The organism is Streptomyces longwoodensis, from assembly GCF_001514125.1.
Taxonomy (GTDB): Bacteria; Actinomycetota; Actinomycetes; order Streptomycetales; family Streptomycetaceae; genus Streptomyces; species Streptomyces longwoodensis.
In genome coordinates this window covers 393,453-408,191 of sequence record NZ_KQ948549.1, presented here as the reverse complement: position 1 = coordinate 408,191, position 14,739 = coordinate 393,453, and the positions used below count along the sequence as shown (strand labels likewise).

Here is a 14,739-nt window from a genome sequence, read left to right as displayed (position 1 = left end):
ACCTGCCGTGACCGACCCGGTGGACCGCCACGCGACCCCCTCGGTGCCGGCCTCCCGCCTCCCGGGGCACGGCACGCGCGCCCTGCTCGCCCTGCTCGCCGCCCTGCTGGTGGCCGGGCCCTTCGTGGCGGCCTGGCACGTCGACGCCGCCACCCGCGCCGTCGCCGCGCAGGAGTCCCCGCCCGGCACCGCGTCCACGCCCCCGCCGGCCCCCGGCGCCGGCCCCGCCGTCCGGCAGGGCCCCGTGGTCCTGGCCTACCACGACGTCGCCCGGCACAGCCGGAGCCGCTACGCGGTGACGCCCGAGGTGTTCGAGGCACAGATCGCCGCGCTCGCCCGCGCCGGCTACCGCAGCCTCTCCAGCGACGAGTTCCTGGCGTTCCTGCGCGACGGCCGTACGCCCGCGCCGCGTTCGGTGTTCCTCACGTTCGACGACGGCACCCACGGGCTGTGGGTGCACGCCGACCGCATCCTGGCGAAGTACCGCATGAGGGCGGCCGCCTTCCTCATCACCGGGCAGGTCGGCCGTCACCGGCCGTACTACCTGTCCTGGGCGGAGATCGCGCGCATGCACCGCTCCGGCCGCTGGGACTTCCAGGACCACACCCACGACCTCCACCACCGTGCCGCGGCGGACCGGAGGGGCCGCCAGGTCCCGGCCCTGGCCCACCGTCTGTGGCTCGCCGGACCCGGGCGCGGCGAGACGGCACGGGATTACCGCGAGCGGGTCGGGCGGGACCTGGACCGCTCCCTGCGGGAGTTCGCCGGGCACGGTCTGCCCCGTCCGCGCCTGTTCGCCTTCCCGTTCTCGGAGGCCACCCTTCCCGCGCGGCGGGCCGCGGCCGACACCGGCGGGTCCGGCGCGCGGGACCGGGCGGATCGCCGGTTCCTGGTCCGGGCGCTGCGTGCCCGCTTCGCCGTCCGGTTCACCAACGCCTCCGGGCGGCCGCTTCCCGCCGGGCCGCGCGCGGCCGCCGAAGGACAGGTCCAGCGGCTGGAGGTGACCCGGGCGACGCGGGCGGCGGACCTGCTCGCCGCCGTCGCCCGCTGGGCGCCCGTCCCGCCCTCCGCCTGCCCGGCACCGCTGACGGAACCCGAGCAGTGGGAACGGACCGACGGCCGCCCCGGTGGCGCGCTCGCGGCGCTGACCGGTACCGGCCGTCGGCCCGACGGGGCCGGCTACGCCTCAGCGGCGTACCGGCCCATGAGCTCGGCGGACTGGACGGGTTACACCGTCCGCGTCACCGTCGACCGGCTCCGCGGGCAGGACAACAGCGTCGCGCTGATCGTGAACGACAGGAGCCGCGACCCGGTCACCGTCTCCCTCGGCCACGGCCTCGTCCGGGTGCTGGCGGGGGTCGGTGACGGCCGCCGGGAGGTCGCCCGGCGCGCGGTGGAGCCCGGTCCGTCCCATCGTCTGACCGTCACCGTCGGGCGGGCCCGGACCGTCGTGCTCGTCGACGGCTCCGGGCCGATCGAGCACCGCGCCCCCCGGCTGCGCCGGGGCGAGGGCACGGGAGGCATCGCCTTCAGCACGCGCACGGGCCGTGCCGGCGTCCCCTTCCCCCGGCTCGCCGCCCTGACCGTCGCCCCGGCCGCGTCGCCGGAGGGCCACCGGTGACGCGGTACCGCGGTCTCCCCCGCCGGGGCCTGGTGACGGGCGGCCTGGCGGCGGCGCTCAGCACCGTGGGGCTGCTGCCGCGTTGCACGGGTACCGACACGGCCAGGCGCACGGGTGCCGTGCGGGACGACATCCCGCCGGCGTGGTACGCGTCCCGCCCACTGCCCGGCACGAGGCCCTTCGTCCCCCTGTTCCCTCACCGGGGCCTGGTCACCAACGAGTACGCCTACCGCCACCCCGGCGCCGCCGACGCCCGCACCTCCCGCGACTGGACCGTCACCAGTGGCTCCCTGCTGAGCCGGTGGGGCTGCGGCTGGAGCGGCGTCCCCGACGGGGACACCCCCGACCCCGGCTCACGGCTGCACACCGGTTCCGCCGTCCTGCGCGCCGTCAGCAGCCGCCGGGACTTCGGTGACGTCACGCTCCTGGGCCGCTTCCTCCTGCGCCCCCCGGGCGAGACCCCCCGCACCCCCGCGACCGCGTGGGACGGCGGCCACCTGTGGCTGCGCTACCGCAGCGCCCAGGAGCTGTACGCGCTCAGCTTCTGCCGCCGGGACGGAACCGTGGCGCTCAAGCGCAAGGCGCCGCCCGCCGGCGCGGCGGCCGGGACCGAGGGCCTCTACACGACCCTCGCCCAGGCCCGCGCCCCCCTGCGCCACGACACCTGGCACCAGGTCGTCGCCCAGGCCGTCACCACGGCGGCCGGCAGCGTGCTGCTCCGCCTGCAGGTGGACAGCCGCACCGTGGTCCAGGCCGAGGACACCGCGCCGGGCGCGCTGTCCGGGCCCGGCGGGGTCGGCGTCCGCGGCGACAACACGGAGCTGTACTTCCACGGTTTCGCGGCGGTCCCGTCACCCGTGGGGCAGGTCCTGTCGCCAGCCCCCGTCGTCGACCGCTCGGAACAGTGACGCGGACGAGCGGCGGCGCCTACGGCATCCGGGTGCACGCCGGGCGCGTACGGCACGGGCAGCGTCCGGATGGCGCCCCCGGTTTCTACGTTGCTCATATGAAGATCGGATCCTCTTCTCGGTCGTTCGTGTCCCGGACCACCGTGTCGGCCTGCGCGCTCTGCACGGCCGGGGTGCTCGCCCTCGGCCCGGCCGCGGTCGCCGCCCCGCGCGTGGCGGACCCGGCGCCGGGCGGCGGCCCCGGGGCGGCACCGGCGCCGGGACTGCTGCACCAGCCCGGGGTGCAGGTCCGGCCCCGTCCCGGCGCGCCCGCGGTCCCCCCGCTGTCCGCGCTGTCGTGGCTGGTGGCCGACGCCGACAGCGGTGACGTGCTGGCCGCGTCCGGCGCGCACCGCCCGCTGCCGCCCGCCAGCACCCTCAAGACGCTCTTCGCGCTGACCGTGCTGCCGTCGCTGCCCGCCGGGATCCGGCACCGGGTCAGCGAGCAGGAGCTGGCCGGGATCGGCGCGGGCAGCAGTCTGGTCGGGGTCGCGCCGGGACGCACCTACGAGGTCGCCGACCTGTGGCGCGGGGTGTTCCTGAACTCCGGCAACGACGCCGTGCACGTCCTCGCCGCGCTCAGCGGCGGCTGGCAGGCGGCGGCCGAGCGGATGCAGGCCACGGCGCGGGAACTCGGCGCGTTCGACACCCGCGTGCTGTCGCCCGACGGGTACGACACGCCCGGCCAGGTGTCGTCGGCGTACGACCTGGCCGTGTTCGGGCGGGCCGGGCTGCGCAACGCCGACTTCGCCCGGTACTGCGCGACCGCGCTGGCCCGGTTCCCCGGCGACGGCGGGGGCTCGTACCCGATCGCCAACACCAACCGGCTGCTGACCGGCAACGGGGTCGCGCCGTACCCGGGGCTGATCGGCATCAAGAACGGTTACACCACGCAGGCCGGGAACACCCTGGTGGCCGCCGCCCGCCGGGACGGGCGCACGCTGGTGGTGACGGTGATGAACCCCCGGTCGGGCGGCGGCCTCGCGGTCTACGAGGAGGCGCGGGCGCTGCTGGACTGGGGGTTCACCGCCGCCGGGAGCGTCGATCCGGTGGGATCGCTGGACGTCCCGCGCGCCGCCCCGCCCAGGCCGGGGCCCGCCGCGGTGCCGGCGGCCCCGGTCGCCGCCCCCGCCGCGCCGCGGGAGGACGACCGTCCGGGCTGGCCGGACGCGGTGGCCGTGGTGGGGGCCGCCTGTCTGGGGGCCGCCGCCGTGTCGCTGGGGCTGCGGTGGCGGCTGCGCCGCTCCGCCGGCACCTGACCGGCCGGCAGGAACAGCAGCAGCCCGAGGGTGACCCATGTGTAGGCGTTGGCGCCGAGGAATCCGTCGACGCCCGAGGCGTCGTCGAACCACAGCCACACCACGCTGGTGCACATCACGGCGTACAGGGCGCCCGCCACGCGCGGGTGCCCGGCGCGGAGCAGCACGGCGAACGCCGGCAGCGCCCACACCAGGTGGTGCACCCAGGTGACGGGGCTGACCAGACAGGCCGTCAGGCCGGTGAGCGCGAACGCCGCCGGCCAGTCGTCCGCGGCCGCCGCCCGGCGGGCGCGGCGGGCCCAGACGGCCAGCACGGCCAGCGCGCACACTGCCCACACGGCGTGGCCCCCCACCCCGAGGCGGGCCAGGACACCCTGGACCGACTGGTTGGAGACGTAGTCCAGGCGGCCCACCCGGCCGGTGTCCCACATCGCCTCGGTCCAGTAGAAGCGCGAGGCGTCCGGGGCGACCAGCGCGGCGAACGCCGTGGCCGCGACGGCGACAGCGGTGGCCGTACCGGCGGCGCGCGGGCGGCGGACGAGGAGCAGCAGCCCGATGAACAGGGCCGGGGTCAGCTTGACCGCCGCGGCGAGGCCGGTGCCGACCCCCGCCCAGCGGGTCCGGCCGGTCGCCAGCAGCCAGGCGTCGGTCAGCACCAGCGCCAGCAGCAGGACGTTCACCTGCCCGAAGCTGACGGTGTCGCGCAGCGGCTCGAACAGGGCGAGGACGCAGGCGGCCAGGGCGGCCCCGTACCAGCCGTACCGGCGCCAGGACGGTCCGGCGAGGACCCGCAGCACCCAGGCGAGGGCCGCCAGGTCCAGCAGCAGGCACAGCGCGACGGCGGCGCCCAGCCCGAGCAGCGCCATCGGGAGCATGGTGACCGCCGCGAACGGCGGATAGGTGAAGCCGTACGGGGTGCCCGGGACCCGGTAGTCGTAGAGGCGGCCGCCGTGGTGGACCCAGGCGTCGACGGCGCCGTGGTAGACGCGCAGGTCGAACCAGTCGCGCAGCAGCGGCACGGTCGCGGTGAAGGCGGTGACGGCGGCGGCGAGGACGACGACCAGCGCGAGCCGGCCGCGCGCGGTGCGGGGTGCCCTCATGCCGTCCGCGCCGGCACCGCGGGCCCCACGGCCAGCCGGGCCTGCCACAGCACGACCACGGCGAGGGCCCCGCCGGAGACGGCCAGGAGCAGTTGGCCGGCGCCGGCCGGGCCGCCGTCGGGCAGGACCGCGAGGGCCAGCACGCCGGCCACGGCCGCCACGCGGTGGCGCACCGGGGCACTGGGCGCGGCGGCGGCGATCAGGAACAGCGCCCACAGGGCGTACCAGGGGCGGACCGCCGGGCCGAACGCGGCGACCGCGGCGAGACTCAGACCGAGCGCGTACACCGGGCGCGGCCGCAGCCGCCACCAGATGACGGCCAGCAGGCCGGCGGTGAGGGCGAGGCCGAGGGCGTGCCAGACGGGCACGGCCAGCGGGGCCAGGTCGCTGCCGAGGTGTTCCAGCAGGGACCGGGTGGCACGGCCGAGGAGGCTGGTGAGGGCCCAGTTCTGCGCGGACACCGGGGTGTCGAGGGCGCCGATCCAGCCGTAGCCCGTGCCCGCGGCCGCCGTCGCCGCGACCGTGGTGGCGGCCGCCGCCCCGAGGGTCGTCAGCACCGCCGGGACCGGGGGGCGGCCGGCCCGCAGCTGCACGACGAGGACCACCGCGAGGCCGAGGACGGCGGGCGCCTTGACCAGGGCGGCGAGCGTGACGAGCACGGCGCCGAGGACCGGCCGGCGGCCGAGCGCGGCCACCAGGCCGAGGCCCAGCAGCCCCAGCATCACGGCGTCGTTGTGGGCGCCCGCCACCAGGTGCAGCAGGACCAGCGGATTCAGCACGCCCAGCCACAGCGCGGCGGACGGGTCGGCGCCGCAGTGCCGGGCCAGGCGGGGCAGCGCGGCGGCCATCAGCGCCACGCCGAGCAGGGCGACGAGGCGCATCCCCAGCAATCCGGCGGGGAGTTGGCCCCGGGTCAGGCCGGACAGGGCGGCCGCGAGGGCGAGGAACACCGGGCCGTAGGGGGCACCGGTGTGCCGCCACAGCGGGGCGACCTCGTCGGCGAGGGGCCCGCCGAGCCGGGCGGGGCCGTGGGCGTAGACGTCCAGGTGGGCGTCGACCATGGCCCCCTGCGCCAGGTAGCTGTAGACGTCCCGGCTGAACAGCGGCGGCGCGAGGAGCAGCGGCGCCGCCCAGACGGCGAGGACCAGCGCCAGCGCCCGGGGGCTCGGCCGGTCGGCGCCGCCCACCAGACGGCCGAGCAGTGCCCAGGCCGCGGTCAGCAGGACCAGGCCGAAGTAGACGCCGACCAGGCCGAGGACGGCCCGGGGCGAGGAGGGGGCCAGGAGTTCGCGGGCGGGCAGGGCACCGGCCGTCTCGCCGCCGAGCGCGAGACACGCGGTGCCGCCGAGGCCCAGCACCTGGCAGCGGCGGAGATCGACGGGGTGCGCCATGGCCAACACCCGGCCAGTGTGGCGGGACCGGGTGGCCGGAAAGCGACGCCTCCCCAGCGGCCCGGCGGCCTGCGCGTGACCGCGGCGTGCCCGGCCGTCGGGCGAACCCGGGCCGCGCGGCGGACCGGGCGGCGGACCGGGCGGCGGACCGGGCGGCGGACCGGGCGGCTCAGAACACCGACAGGCCGGTGAGGGTCGTGAAGCGGTCCAGGGCCGCCACACCGGCGACCGAGTTGCCGCGCTCGTCCAGGCCCGGGCTCCACACGCACAGGGTGCAGCGGCCGGGTACGACGGCGATGACGCCGCCGCCGACGCCGCTCTTGCCGGGCAGCCCCACGCGGTAGGCGAAGTCGCCGGCCGCGTCGTACGTGCCGCAGGTCAGCATGATCGCGTTGACCTGCTTGGCCTGGCTGCGGCTGAGCAGCCGCGAGCCGTCGGAGCGGATGCCGTGCCGGGCCAGGAAGGTGGTCGCCCGGGCGAGGTCGGCGCAGGAGGCCGCGACGGAGCACTGGCGGAAGTACTGGTCGAGCAGCACCGGCACGGGGTTGTCGATGTTGCCGTAGGACGCCATGAAATGGGCGAGGGCGGCGTTGCGGGCGCCGTGCGCCGACTCGGAGGCGGCCACCTCCTGGTCGAAGCCGAGCGCCGGGTTGCCGCTCTCCGAGCGCAGGAACGCCAGCAGTTCGCCGGCCGCGTCGCCGGTACGGGTGTGCAGGCGGTCGGTGACGACGAGGGCGCCCGCGTTGATGAACGGGTTGCGCGGGATGCCGCTCTCGTACTCCAGCTGCACCAGGGAGTTGAACGGGTTGCCGGAGGGCTCGCGGCCCACGTGCTCCCACAGGGAGTCGCCCTCGCGGGCCAGGTCCAGTGCCAGCGTGAACACCTTGGTGATGGACTGCGTCGAGAACGGCTGCCGCCAGTCGCCCACGCCGTACACCGTGCCGTCGAGCTCCGCGACGGCCATGCCGAAGCGGCGGGGGTCGCAGGCGGCGAGCGCCGGGATGTAGTCGGCGGGGCGGCCGCGGCCGGGGGTCCGCTCGATCTCTTCGGCGATGCGCTCCAGGACCGGCTGGAAGGCGAGGGACGACGTCGTGGTCATGATCGCCATTGTGCCTCCGGGCCGGTCCGGGCGCTCAGGTGCGGGAGGGGCGGGTGGGGCGGGGGGTCAGCGGCGGCCGGTGGCCGGGGCGCCGCCGGGCAGGGGCGGGGCACCGCCCGGGAGGGGCGAGGCACCGCCCGGGAGGGGCGAGACGGTGCCGGGAAGGGGCGAGCCGGTGCCGGGGTGCGGGGAGCCGGTGCCCGCCAGCACCTCGGGGCGCAGCAGGTCCGCCAGCCGGTCGGCGGGCAACAGGCCCTTCTCCAGGACGAGTTCGGCGACGCCGCGGCCGGTGACGAGGGCCTCCTTGGCGATCTCGGTGGCGGCCTCGTAGCCGATGTGCGGGTTGAGGGCGGTGACCAGGCCTATGGAGTTCTCCACCGAGGCCCGCAGCGCCCGGGTGTTGGCGGTGATGCCGGACACGCAGCGCTCGGCGAGCGTGAGGCAGGCGGCCCGCAGGTGGGTGAGGGACTCCGACAGGGAGTGCAGGATGATCGGCTCGAAGGCGTTCAGCTGGAGCTGGCCGGCCTCCGCGGCCATCGTGATGGTGACGTCGTTGCCGATGACCTCGAAGGCCACCTGGTTGACGACCTCCGGGATCACCGGGTTGACCTTGCCCGGCATGATGGACGAACCCGCCTGCACGGGCGGCAGGTTGATCTCGCCCAGCCCGGCGCGCGGCCCGGAGGACAGCAGGCGCAGGTCGTTGCAGCTCTTGGAGAGCTTGACCGCGATCCGCTTGAGGACGCCGGACATCTGCACGAACGCGCCGCAGTCCTGGGTGGCTTCGACGAGGTTGGCGGCGGTGACCAGGGGCAGCCCGGTGATCGCGGCGAGGTGGCGGCGGGCCGCCTCCGCGTAGCCGGCGGGGGCGTTGAGGCCGGTGCCGATCGCGGTGGCACCGAGGTTGATCTCGTGGACCAGTTCGACGGCCTCGGCGAGCCGGAGCCGGTCCTCGTCCAGCATGACGGCGTACGCGGAGAACTCCTGGCCGAGCGTCATGGGCACCGCGTCCTGCAACTGCGTGCGGCCCATCTTCAGCACGTCGCGGAACTCGACGGCCTTGCGCGCGAAGGCGTCCTGGAGCACGGCCATCGCCTTGAGCAGCCCGCGCACCGCGAACACGGTCGCGACCTTGACGGCCGTGGGGTACACGTCGTTGGTGGACTGGCCGAGGTTGACGTCCTCGTTGGGGTGCAGGTGGCGGTACTCGCCCTTCGCGTGACCCAGCAGCTCCAGTGCCCGGTTGGCGACGACCTCGTTGGCGTTCATGTTGGTCGAGGTGCCGGCGCCGCCCTGCACGACGTCCACGACGAACTGGTCGTGCAGCTTGCCCGCCCGGATCTCCCGGCACGCCTCGACGATGGCCGCGGCCTTCCCCGGCTCCAGCAATCCGAGTTCCTCGTTGGCGAGCGCCGCGGCCTCCTTCACGGCGGCCAGGGCGTCGATCAGGTGCGGGTACGCGGAGATCGGGGTGCCGGTGATGGGGAAGTTCTCGGTGGCGCGCAGGGTGTGGACACCCCAGTACGCGTCGGCGGGGACGTCACGGTGGCCCAGCAGGTCGTGTTCGCTGCGGGTGGGGGCGGTCATGAGGGCAGGGGCCTCTTTCCGGGGTGCGGAGGGGTCGGGGGCGCGGGCGGGGCGGCCCGGCGGAGGTGGAGCGGGCCCGGCGGACCGGCGGGGGTGGGTCGTTACCCGCACACGCCGGCGGGGGCCCGTTCGGGGCCCTCCGCCTCAGGGGCGGGGGCGGCCGGGTCGAGGGCGGCCACCGGCTGTACGGAGCCCACCGGTCGCCCGCCGCCGAGCAGCGGCATCCCGGCGAACGCGGTGAGCGGGGCCGGGTCGACGCCGGCGCGGGCCAGGGCGGCGGCGGCCACCGGGATGCGGGCCCGGTCCGCCCCGTCGGAGATCTTGACGGCGACCGCCCGTCCGTCGGGCAGCGCGGCCACCTGGACGCCCTCGAAGCCGTCCTTGGCGAGCAGCCCGGGCACGGCCCCCATCAGCGCGGCGACGTCGCGCCCGGAGCCGGAGGCCATCTCGGCGTGCTCCCGCACGGCGTCGGCGACGCGGGCCTCCGGGGTGCCGGGGGCGGCGGTGGTGATGCGGGCGGCGGCCCGGGCGAGGCCGTGCAGGGACACGGCGAACAGGGGCGCGCCGCAGCCGTCGACGCTCACCCGGGCGATCCGCTGGCCGGTGAGGTCCTCGACGATCTCGGCGATCGCCTGCTGGAGCGGGTGGCGGGGGTCGAGGTAGTCCTCCAGGGGCCAGCCGTTGAGCACGCAGGTGTAGAGCATGGCGGCGTGCTTGCCGGAGCAGTTCTGGGCGAGGCGGGAGGGCGTCCGGCCCTCGCGCAGCCACGCGTCGCGGACGACGGGGCCGTACGGCAGGTCGGGCACGTTGCGCAGGTGGTCCTCGGTGAGTCCGGCCAGGGCGAGGATGCGGCGGGCGCCGTCGAGGTGGCGTTCCTCGCCGGAGTGGCTGGCGGCGGCGAGCGAGAGCAGCTCGCCCTCCAGCGGCAGCCCGGCCCGCACCATGGCGACGGCCTGGACGGGCTTGAGGGCGGAACGCGGGTAGAAGGCGGCCTCGATGTCGCCGAGCTGGAGGGCGACCCGGCCGTCGGCGTCGAGGACGACGACGGAGCCGTGGTGGACGCCCTCGGTCACCCCGCCGCGGACGAGCCGGGCGACGGGCACGTGGAGGGGTTCACGGATGACGGGGGCGTCGGCGAGGGAGCTGCTGTACATCACTGCCTGCTCACTGGTGGGTGGACGGGACGGGGTGCGGCGCGGGGGTGGTGCGCCGGCCCGGGCGGGGGCGTGCGGCGGACGGCGTCGGCGCGGCCGGGCACGGGACGGGTCGCGTCCCGGGGTGCTGCCCGCTCACGCGGTGGTTCCGGCGTCCGGTGCGGTGGTCGCGCGCGAGGAGCGCACGATGTCGGTGAGGGTCGTCTCGACGCGGTCGAGGTGGTGGCTCATCGCCTGGACCGCGTCGTGCTCGGAGCCGTCGACGAGGGCCTCCACGATGGCCCGGTGCTCGCGGTTGGACTGCTCGCGGCGGCCGCCCAGTTCGGTGAGGAAGGCCGACTGGCGCGCCAGGGCGTCACGGATCTCCTCGATGACGCGGCGGAAGACCGGGTTCTGGGCGGCCTCGGCGACGGCGAGGTGGAAGAGGGTGTCCATCGCGACCCACGCGGTGGTGTCGGTCTCGCGCTCCATGCGGTCCAGGAGGTGGGCCAGGTGGTCCAGGTTCTCCGGGGTGCGGCGCAGGGCGGCGTACCCGGCGACCGGGACCTCCACGTGGCGGCGCACCTCCAGCAGGTCGCTGGCCGCGTAGTCGCCGAAGGTGGGGTCCTCCACGGCCTGGGCGACCACGAAGGTGCCCTTGCCGGTCCGGGAGACGGTCAGGCCCATGGTCTGCAGGGCGCGCAGGGCCTCGCGCAGCACGGGCCGGGACACCTCGAGGGTGCGGCACAGCTCGGCCTCGGAGGGGAGCTTGTCCCCCACGGCGTACTCGCCGCGTTCGATGGCGCCGCGCAGGTGGGTGAGGACGGCTTCCATGGCGCTGACGCGCCGCGGCCCGGACCCACCTGTCTGGCTGTCTGACAGGTTCACGGAGTGATGGTCCGTGGCGGCGGCCGGTGCTGTCAAGCGGCGGCCTGCCGGACGGTCCCGGGACGGACGAGGGGCGTGCCACCGGCCGGGCGGTGGCACGCCCCCTAGGGGGTCCGGGCCGACGGGTCAGCTGTCCAGGACCCCGGCGCCCAGCAGGCCGAAGAGCAGGACGCCGACGACCAGCCGGTAGATCACGAAGGCGTTGAAGGAGTGCTTGGCGACGAACTTCAGCAGCCAGGCGATGGACGCGTAGGCGACCACGAAGGACACCACCGTGCCGACGGCCAGCGGGGCCGCGCCCACGCCCGCGCCGAGGGCGTCCTTCAGCTCGTACAGCCCGGCGCCGGTCAGGGCGGGGATGCCGAGGAAGAACGACAGCCGGGTGGCGGCGACCCGGTCCAGGTCGAGGATCAGCGCGGTGGACATGGTGGCGCCGGAGCGGGAGAAGCCCGGGAAGAGCAGCGCGAGGATCTGGGAGCTGCCGACCAGCATCGCGTCCTTGAACGAGGTGTCGTCCTCACCCCGCTTGTGGCGGCCCATCTGGTCGGCGGCCCACATCACGCCGGACCCCACGATCAGGGAACCCGCCACCACCCACAGCGAGGCGAGCGGGCCCTCGATGAGGGGCTTGGCGGCCAGGCCCACCACCACGATCGGGACGGTCGCGGCGATCACCCACCAGGCGAACTTGTAGTCGTGGTGGTAGCGCTCCTCCTTGTGCCTCAGGCCCCGGAACCAGGCGGAGACGATCCGCACGATGTCCTTGGAGAAGTACACGAGCACGGCGGCGATCGCCCCGACCTGGATGACGGCCGAGAACCCGACGACGGCGTCGTCGTCGACCGGGATGCCCATCAGGCCTTCGGTGATCTTCAGGTGGCCGGTGGAGGAGACGGGGAGGAACTCGGTCACTCCCTCGACGGCTCCCAGGATGACGGCTTGGCCGACGGAGATGGCGCTCATGGGGTCCAGTTCTGCGGGTCGACGACAGTGCGGTAGACAGTCCTACCAGGCGCGGCTACGAGCCGACGCCCCCGCGTTCAGGCCGCCTGACCGAGCCAGACCCCCGCGAAGGCCGCACCGAGACCCACGGCCACGCTCGCCACGACGTTGACGGCGGCGGCCAGGCCCGCGCCGGCCTCGGCCAGCCGCAGGGTCTCGTAGGAGAAGGTCGAGTACGTCGTCAGGGCCCCGCACAGCCCCGTGCCCAGGAACAGCCGCAGGTCGGGGCCCGGGGCGGCGCCGGTCAGGACGCCCAGGACCAGGCAGCCGACGGCGTTGACCACGAAGGTGCCCCAGGGGAGGACCGAGTCGTGGCGGGACTGCACCGCGCGGTCGGTGAGATAGCGCAGCGGGGCGCCGATCACGCCCCCGGCCACGACCACCAGCCAGTTCACAACGAGTTCTTACCCTTCGTGTCCGTTCCGTCCGCTTCGTCGCCGCCGTGGCCGGCGCCGGGAGCGGCCCCCCGGGGCGTCCGGCGGGAGGTCCGGTGCAGGACGACCTCGCACTCCTCCACGGTCACCAGACCGTCCGTGAGCAGCTCCTCGAGCTGGGGCAGGAAGGCGCGCACGCGCTCCTCGGTGTCCACCACGACGACCGCCACCGGCAGGTCCTCGGCGAGCGACAGCAGTCGCGAGGTGTGGATCCGCGAGGAGGCGCCGAAGCCCTCGATGCCCCGGAAGACACTGGCCCCGGCGAGCCCGGCCGCGTGGGCGCGGTGCACGACCTCCGCGTACACGGGCCGGCGGTGCACGGTGTCGTTCTCCCCGACGAGGACGGTCAGCCGCAGGGCCCGGCCGGTGAGTACGGTCATCTCGGCCTCCCGAGCAGGACGCGGCGGGTCGCCGTGGCCGCGAGCCACACCGCCGTGAGCGCCGCGCACGGGGTCGCGACGAGGTAGGCCACGGCGGTACGCGCGTGACCGGAGTCGAACAGCCGCTGGAGGTCGACGGCGTACGTGGAGAAGGTGGTGAACCCGCCGAGCACCCCGGAGCCGAAGAACGGGCGCACCAAGCGGTGGGGGGCGGTCAGCACCTCGGTGATCAGCACCAGGAACACCCCGATGACGGCACAGCCGACGACGTTCACCCACAAGGTGGTCCAGGGAAACCCGCCCTGGGCCGTGGGCCATCCCTGGGCGGCGGCGTAGCGGGCGAGCGCGCCGAGCCCTCCCCCGACGGCCACCACCCCGACCACGGAGAGCTGCCCGCTCCCGCGGCGCCGGGGCACGGCGGCACGGACACCCTCGGCTTCCTGCGCTGTCATGCGGTACGTCTCCTGCCCGGCCGGTTCCGCCCGCCTCACGGGGGGGGTTGATCGCGGCCGGGCACCAGCCTAGCCGCCGGTCAGCCGGTGGGCGGGGCCTCGTATACCCCCAGGCCGGGTTCGGTGAGGCTGCCGAGGACCAGGTGGCCGGCGGCCTCGCAGACGCTGGTGACCATGCGGAAGCCGGAGCGGCGGCGGCGCAGGTGGTGGACGGTCCTGCCCGCGTCGTCGACGGCGAGCACCGCGATCGTGCCGGAGGGGCGGTAGGGGGCGCGCACGGCCAGGGCGGCGGCGCGGCGGCGGGCCGACGGGCCCGCGCGGTGCAGCAGTTCCAGCGGCGGGACCCGGGGACCGGCCAGCGCCACCCAGACGGGGCCACCGGGGGCGCGCCACAGGTTGTCCGGGTAGCCGGGCAGGTCCTCGACCAGGGGTTCGGCGGTCCCCGCCCCGGGCCCGGTGAGCCGGAAGCGGGTGAGGCGGCGGGCGCCGGTCTCGGCGACGATCAGCGCGGAGCCGTCGGCAGCCGCCGCGACGCCGTTGGCGAACTGGAGCCCGTCCAGCACGACTTCGGGTTCCTTGTCGTCGGGACCGAGGCGCAGCAGGCGCCCGGTGCCGGTGTGCTCGACGAGGTCGCCCATCCAGTCCCGCAGCGGGTGGACCCGGCTGGAGACGGTGACGTACACGCTGCCGTCGGGCAGGGCGACGACGTTGCTGCAGAACCGCAGCGGCTCCCCCGCCGCCTCCTCGGCGAGCACCCGTGTCCGGCCCGTTCCCGGGTCCAGGCGCAGCAGGGCGCCGTAGGCGTCGCACACCAGCAGGTCGCCGTCCGGGAGGAGTTCGAGGCCGAGGGGGCGGCCGCCCGTCTCCCCGACGCGCACCACGCGGGCCGTGGCCGGGTCCTCCAGGCCGTCGATCCGCAGGACCCGTCCGTCCGACACGCCGGTGAACACCCGCCCCTCGGTGTCGGACACGACGTCCTCGGGGCCGGTTCCGCCGAGGGCCACGTAGCGGACAGGGACGAGGGGCGTGGGACGGTGCATGGGCGTGGGGCCTTCCTGTCGGGGGCGGTCGTCGTGGCCGGGCGGGGTGTTCGGGTCCACCGTGCGGACCCCCGCTCACCAGCCCTTCTCGATCACGCGGGCCACCTCGGCGATGCGGATCTCGTCGCGCCGGTAGTGGGTGCGGCGGCGGATCCGCTTGGTGCGCAGCAGTCCGAGGGCGGCGAGGAGGGAGAGGTGGGCGTCGGCGACCGCGCGGTCCACGCCGAGCCGGTCGGCGACGGCGGCCGCGGTGACCCCGTCGGCCGCGGGGTCGGTGTGCCGGCGCGGCGGGAAGTGCCGGGCCGGGTCCTTCAGCAACTCCAGGATGAGCAGGCGTCGTTGCCCGACGGGAGTGCTCAGCATCGTCGTTCCTCCGTCCCCTTCGACGGGTCGCTGCTGCCGCGTC

Annotated in this window: 14 protein-coding genes and 1 pseudogene; 3 read left to right on the top strand and 12 right to left on the bottom strand. The window is 75.9% G+C overall.

The window, feature by feature from the left end:
• Positions 1 to 7 precede the first annotated feature (7 nt).
• The 3 genes and pseudogenes from AQJ30_RS01810 to AQJ30_RS36420 form a co-directional block, all read left to right on the top strand.
• Positions 8 to 1,621, top strand: a complete 1,614-nt coding sequence (locus AQJ30_RS01810; RefSeq protein WP_245726770.1) for a polysaccharide deacetylase family protein — start codon at positions 8 to 10, stop codon at positions 1,619 to 1,621.
• Positions 1,618 to 2,529, top strand: coding sequence for a hypothetical protein (locus AQJ30_RS01805; RefSeq protein WP_067227917.1), 912 nt, complete (start codon positions 1,618 to 1,620; stop codon positions 2,527 to 2,529). The genes AQJ30_RS01810 and AQJ30_RS01805 overlap by 4 nt, the downstream gene beginning before the upstream one ends.
• Before the next feature lie 98 nt (positions 2,530 to 2,627).
• Positions 2,628 to 3,473 (top strand): annotated as a pseudogene (locus AQJ30_RS36420) (D-alanyl-D-alanine carboxypeptidase family protein); the annotation flags it as partial.
• A gap of 83 nt (positions 3,474 to 3,556) precedes the next feature.
• On the opposite strand, the gene AQJ30_RS39925 reads toward AQJ30_RS36420, so the two are convergent.
• The 12 genes from AQJ30_RS39925 to AQJ30_RS01735 form a co-directional block, all read right to left on the bottom strand.
• Positions 3,557 to 4,927 carry a glycosyltransferase 87 family protein gene (locus AQJ30_RS39925; RefSeq protein ID WP_067228860.1) on the bottom strand — a complete coding sequence of 457 codons (1,371 nt, stop codon included), beginning with the start codon at positions 4,925 to 4,927 and terminating at the stop codon, positions 3,557 to 3,559.
• Positions 4,924 to 6,540: a polyprenol phosphomannose-dependent alpha 1,6 mannosyltransferase MptB gene (gene mptB, locus AQJ30_RS01785; protein ID WP_281200895.1), complete on the bottom strand. Its 1,617-nt coding sequence runs from the start codon at positions 6,538 to 6,540 to the stop codon at positions 4,924 to 4,926. Before mptB ends, AQJ30_RS39925 begins: the two co-directional genes overlap by 4 nt.
• Entirely contained in the window at positions 6,488 to 7,426 is a 939-nt protein-coding gene (locus tag AQJ30_RS01780; RefSeq protein ID WP_067227910.1) for a glutaminase, read from the bottom strand. Before AQJ30_RS01780 ends, mptB begins: the two co-directional genes overlap by 53 nt.
• Positions 7,427 to 7,483: 57 nt before the next feature.
• Positions 7,484 to 9,004, bottom strand: coding sequence for an aspartate ammonia-lyase (gene aspA, locus AQJ30_RS01775; RefSeq protein WP_245726768.1), 1,521 nt, complete (start codon positions 9,002 to 9,004; stop codon positions 7,484 to 7,486).
• Positions 9,005 to 9,105: 101 nt separating this feature from the next.
• On the bottom strand, positions 9,106 to 10,158 hold the full coding sequence (locus AQJ30_RS01770; RefSeq protein WP_067227908.1) for an asparaginase: 1,053 nt from the start codon (positions 10,156 to 10,158) through the stop codon (positions 9,106 to 9,108).
• 135 nt (positions 10,159 to 10,293) lie between these two features.
• Complete coding sequence (locus tag AQJ30_RS01765; RefSeq protein ID WP_079083711.1) at positions 10,294 to 11,025, bottom strand: FadR/GntR family transcriptional regulator; 732 nt, start codon at positions 11,023 to 11,025, stop codon at positions 10,294 to 10,296.
• A 126-nt stretch (positions 11,026 to 11,151) separates the two neighbouring features.
• Positions 11,152 to 11,988 carry an undecaprenyl-diphosphate phosphatase gene (locus tag AQJ30_RS01760; RefSeq protein WP_067227905.1) on the bottom strand — a complete coding sequence of 279 codons (837 nt, stop codon included), beginning with the start codon at positions 11,986 to 11,988 and terminating at the stop codon, positions 11,152 to 11,154.
• Between the two features lie 77 nt (positions 11,989 to 12,065).
• Positions 12,066 to 12,422, bottom strand: a complete 357-nt coding sequence (gene crcB / locus AQJ30_RS01755) for a fluoride efflux transporter CrcB (protein WP_067227903.1) — start codon at positions 12,420 to 12,422, stop codon at positions 12,066 to 12,068.
• Positions 12,419 to 12,841 carry a DUF190 domain-containing protein gene (locus tag AQJ30_RS01750; RefSeq protein WP_067227901.1) on the bottom strand — a complete coding sequence of 141 codons (423 nt, stop codon included), beginning with the start codon at positions 12,839 to 12,841 and terminating at the stop codon, positions 12,419 to 12,421. The genes crcB (AQJ30_RS01755) and AQJ30_RS01750 overlap by 4 nt, the downstream gene beginning before the upstream one ends.
• Positions 12,838 to 13,293 (bottom strand): fluoride efflux transporter CrcB, encoded by a 456-nt coding sequence (gene crcB / locus AQJ30_RS01745; RefSeq protein ID WP_067227899.1) that lies wholly within the window; start codon positions 13,291 to 13,293, stop codon positions 12,838 to 12,840. The genes AQJ30_RS01750 and crcB (AQJ30_RS01745) overlap by 4 nt, the downstream gene beginning before the upstream one ends.
• Positions 13,294 to 13,373: 80 nt before the next feature.
• Positions 13,374 to 14,333, bottom strand: a complete 960-nt coding sequence (locus AQJ30_RS01740; RefSeq protein WP_067227898.1) for an SMP-30/gluconolactonase/LRE family protein — start codon at positions 14,331 to 14,333, stop codon at positions 13,374 to 13,376.
• Positions 14,334 to 14,408: 75 nt separating this feature from the next.
• Positions 14,409 to 14,696 (bottom strand): ArsR family transcriptional regulator, encoded by a 288-nt coding sequence (locus AQJ30_RS01735; RefSeq protein WP_067227896.1) that lies wholly within the window; start codon positions 14,694 to 14,696, stop codon positions 14,409 to 14,411.
• Positions 14,697 to 14,739: the final 43 nt, after the last annotated feature.

Bases quoted from the DNA above. Each gene is read 5' to 3' on its own strand.
- AQJ30_RS01740 (WP_067227898.1), bottom strand. From the start codon at position 14,333: ATGCACCGTCCCACGCCCCTCGTCCCTGTCCGCTACGTGGCCCTCGGC.
- AQJ30_RS39925 (WP_067228860.1), bottom strand. From the start codon at position 4,927: ATGAGGGCACCCCGCACCGCGCGCGGCCGGCTCGCGCTGGTCGTCGTC.
- aspA (WP_245726768.1), bottom strand. From the start codon at position 9,004: ATGACCGCCCCCACCCGCAGCGAACACGACCTGCTGGGCCACCGTGAC.
- AQJ30_RS01770 (WP_067227908.1), bottom strand. From the start codon at position 10,158: ATGTACAGCAGCTCCCTCGCCGACGCCCCCGTCATCCGTGAACCCCTC.
- AQJ30_RS01750 (WP_067227901.1), bottom strand. From the start codon at position 12,841: ATGACCGTACTCACCGGCCGGGCCCTGCGGCTGACCGTCCTCGTCGGG.
- AQJ30_RS01760 (WP_067227905.1), bottom strand. From the start codon at position 11,988: ATGAGCGCCATCTCCGTCGGCCAAGCCGTCATCCTGGGAGCCGTCGAG.
- AQJ30_RS01735 (WP_067227896.1), bottom strand. From the start codon at position 14,696: ATGCTGAGCACTCCCGTCGGGCAACGACGCCTGCTCATCCTGGAGTTG.
- AQJ30_RS01780 (WP_067227910.1), bottom strand. From the start codon at position 7,426: ATGGCGATCATGACCACGACGTCGTCCCTCGCCTTCCAGCCGGTCCTG.
- crcB (WP_067227899.1), bottom strand. From the start codon at position 13,293: ATGACAGCGCAGGAAGCCGAGGGTGTCCGTGCCGCCGTGCCCCGGCGC.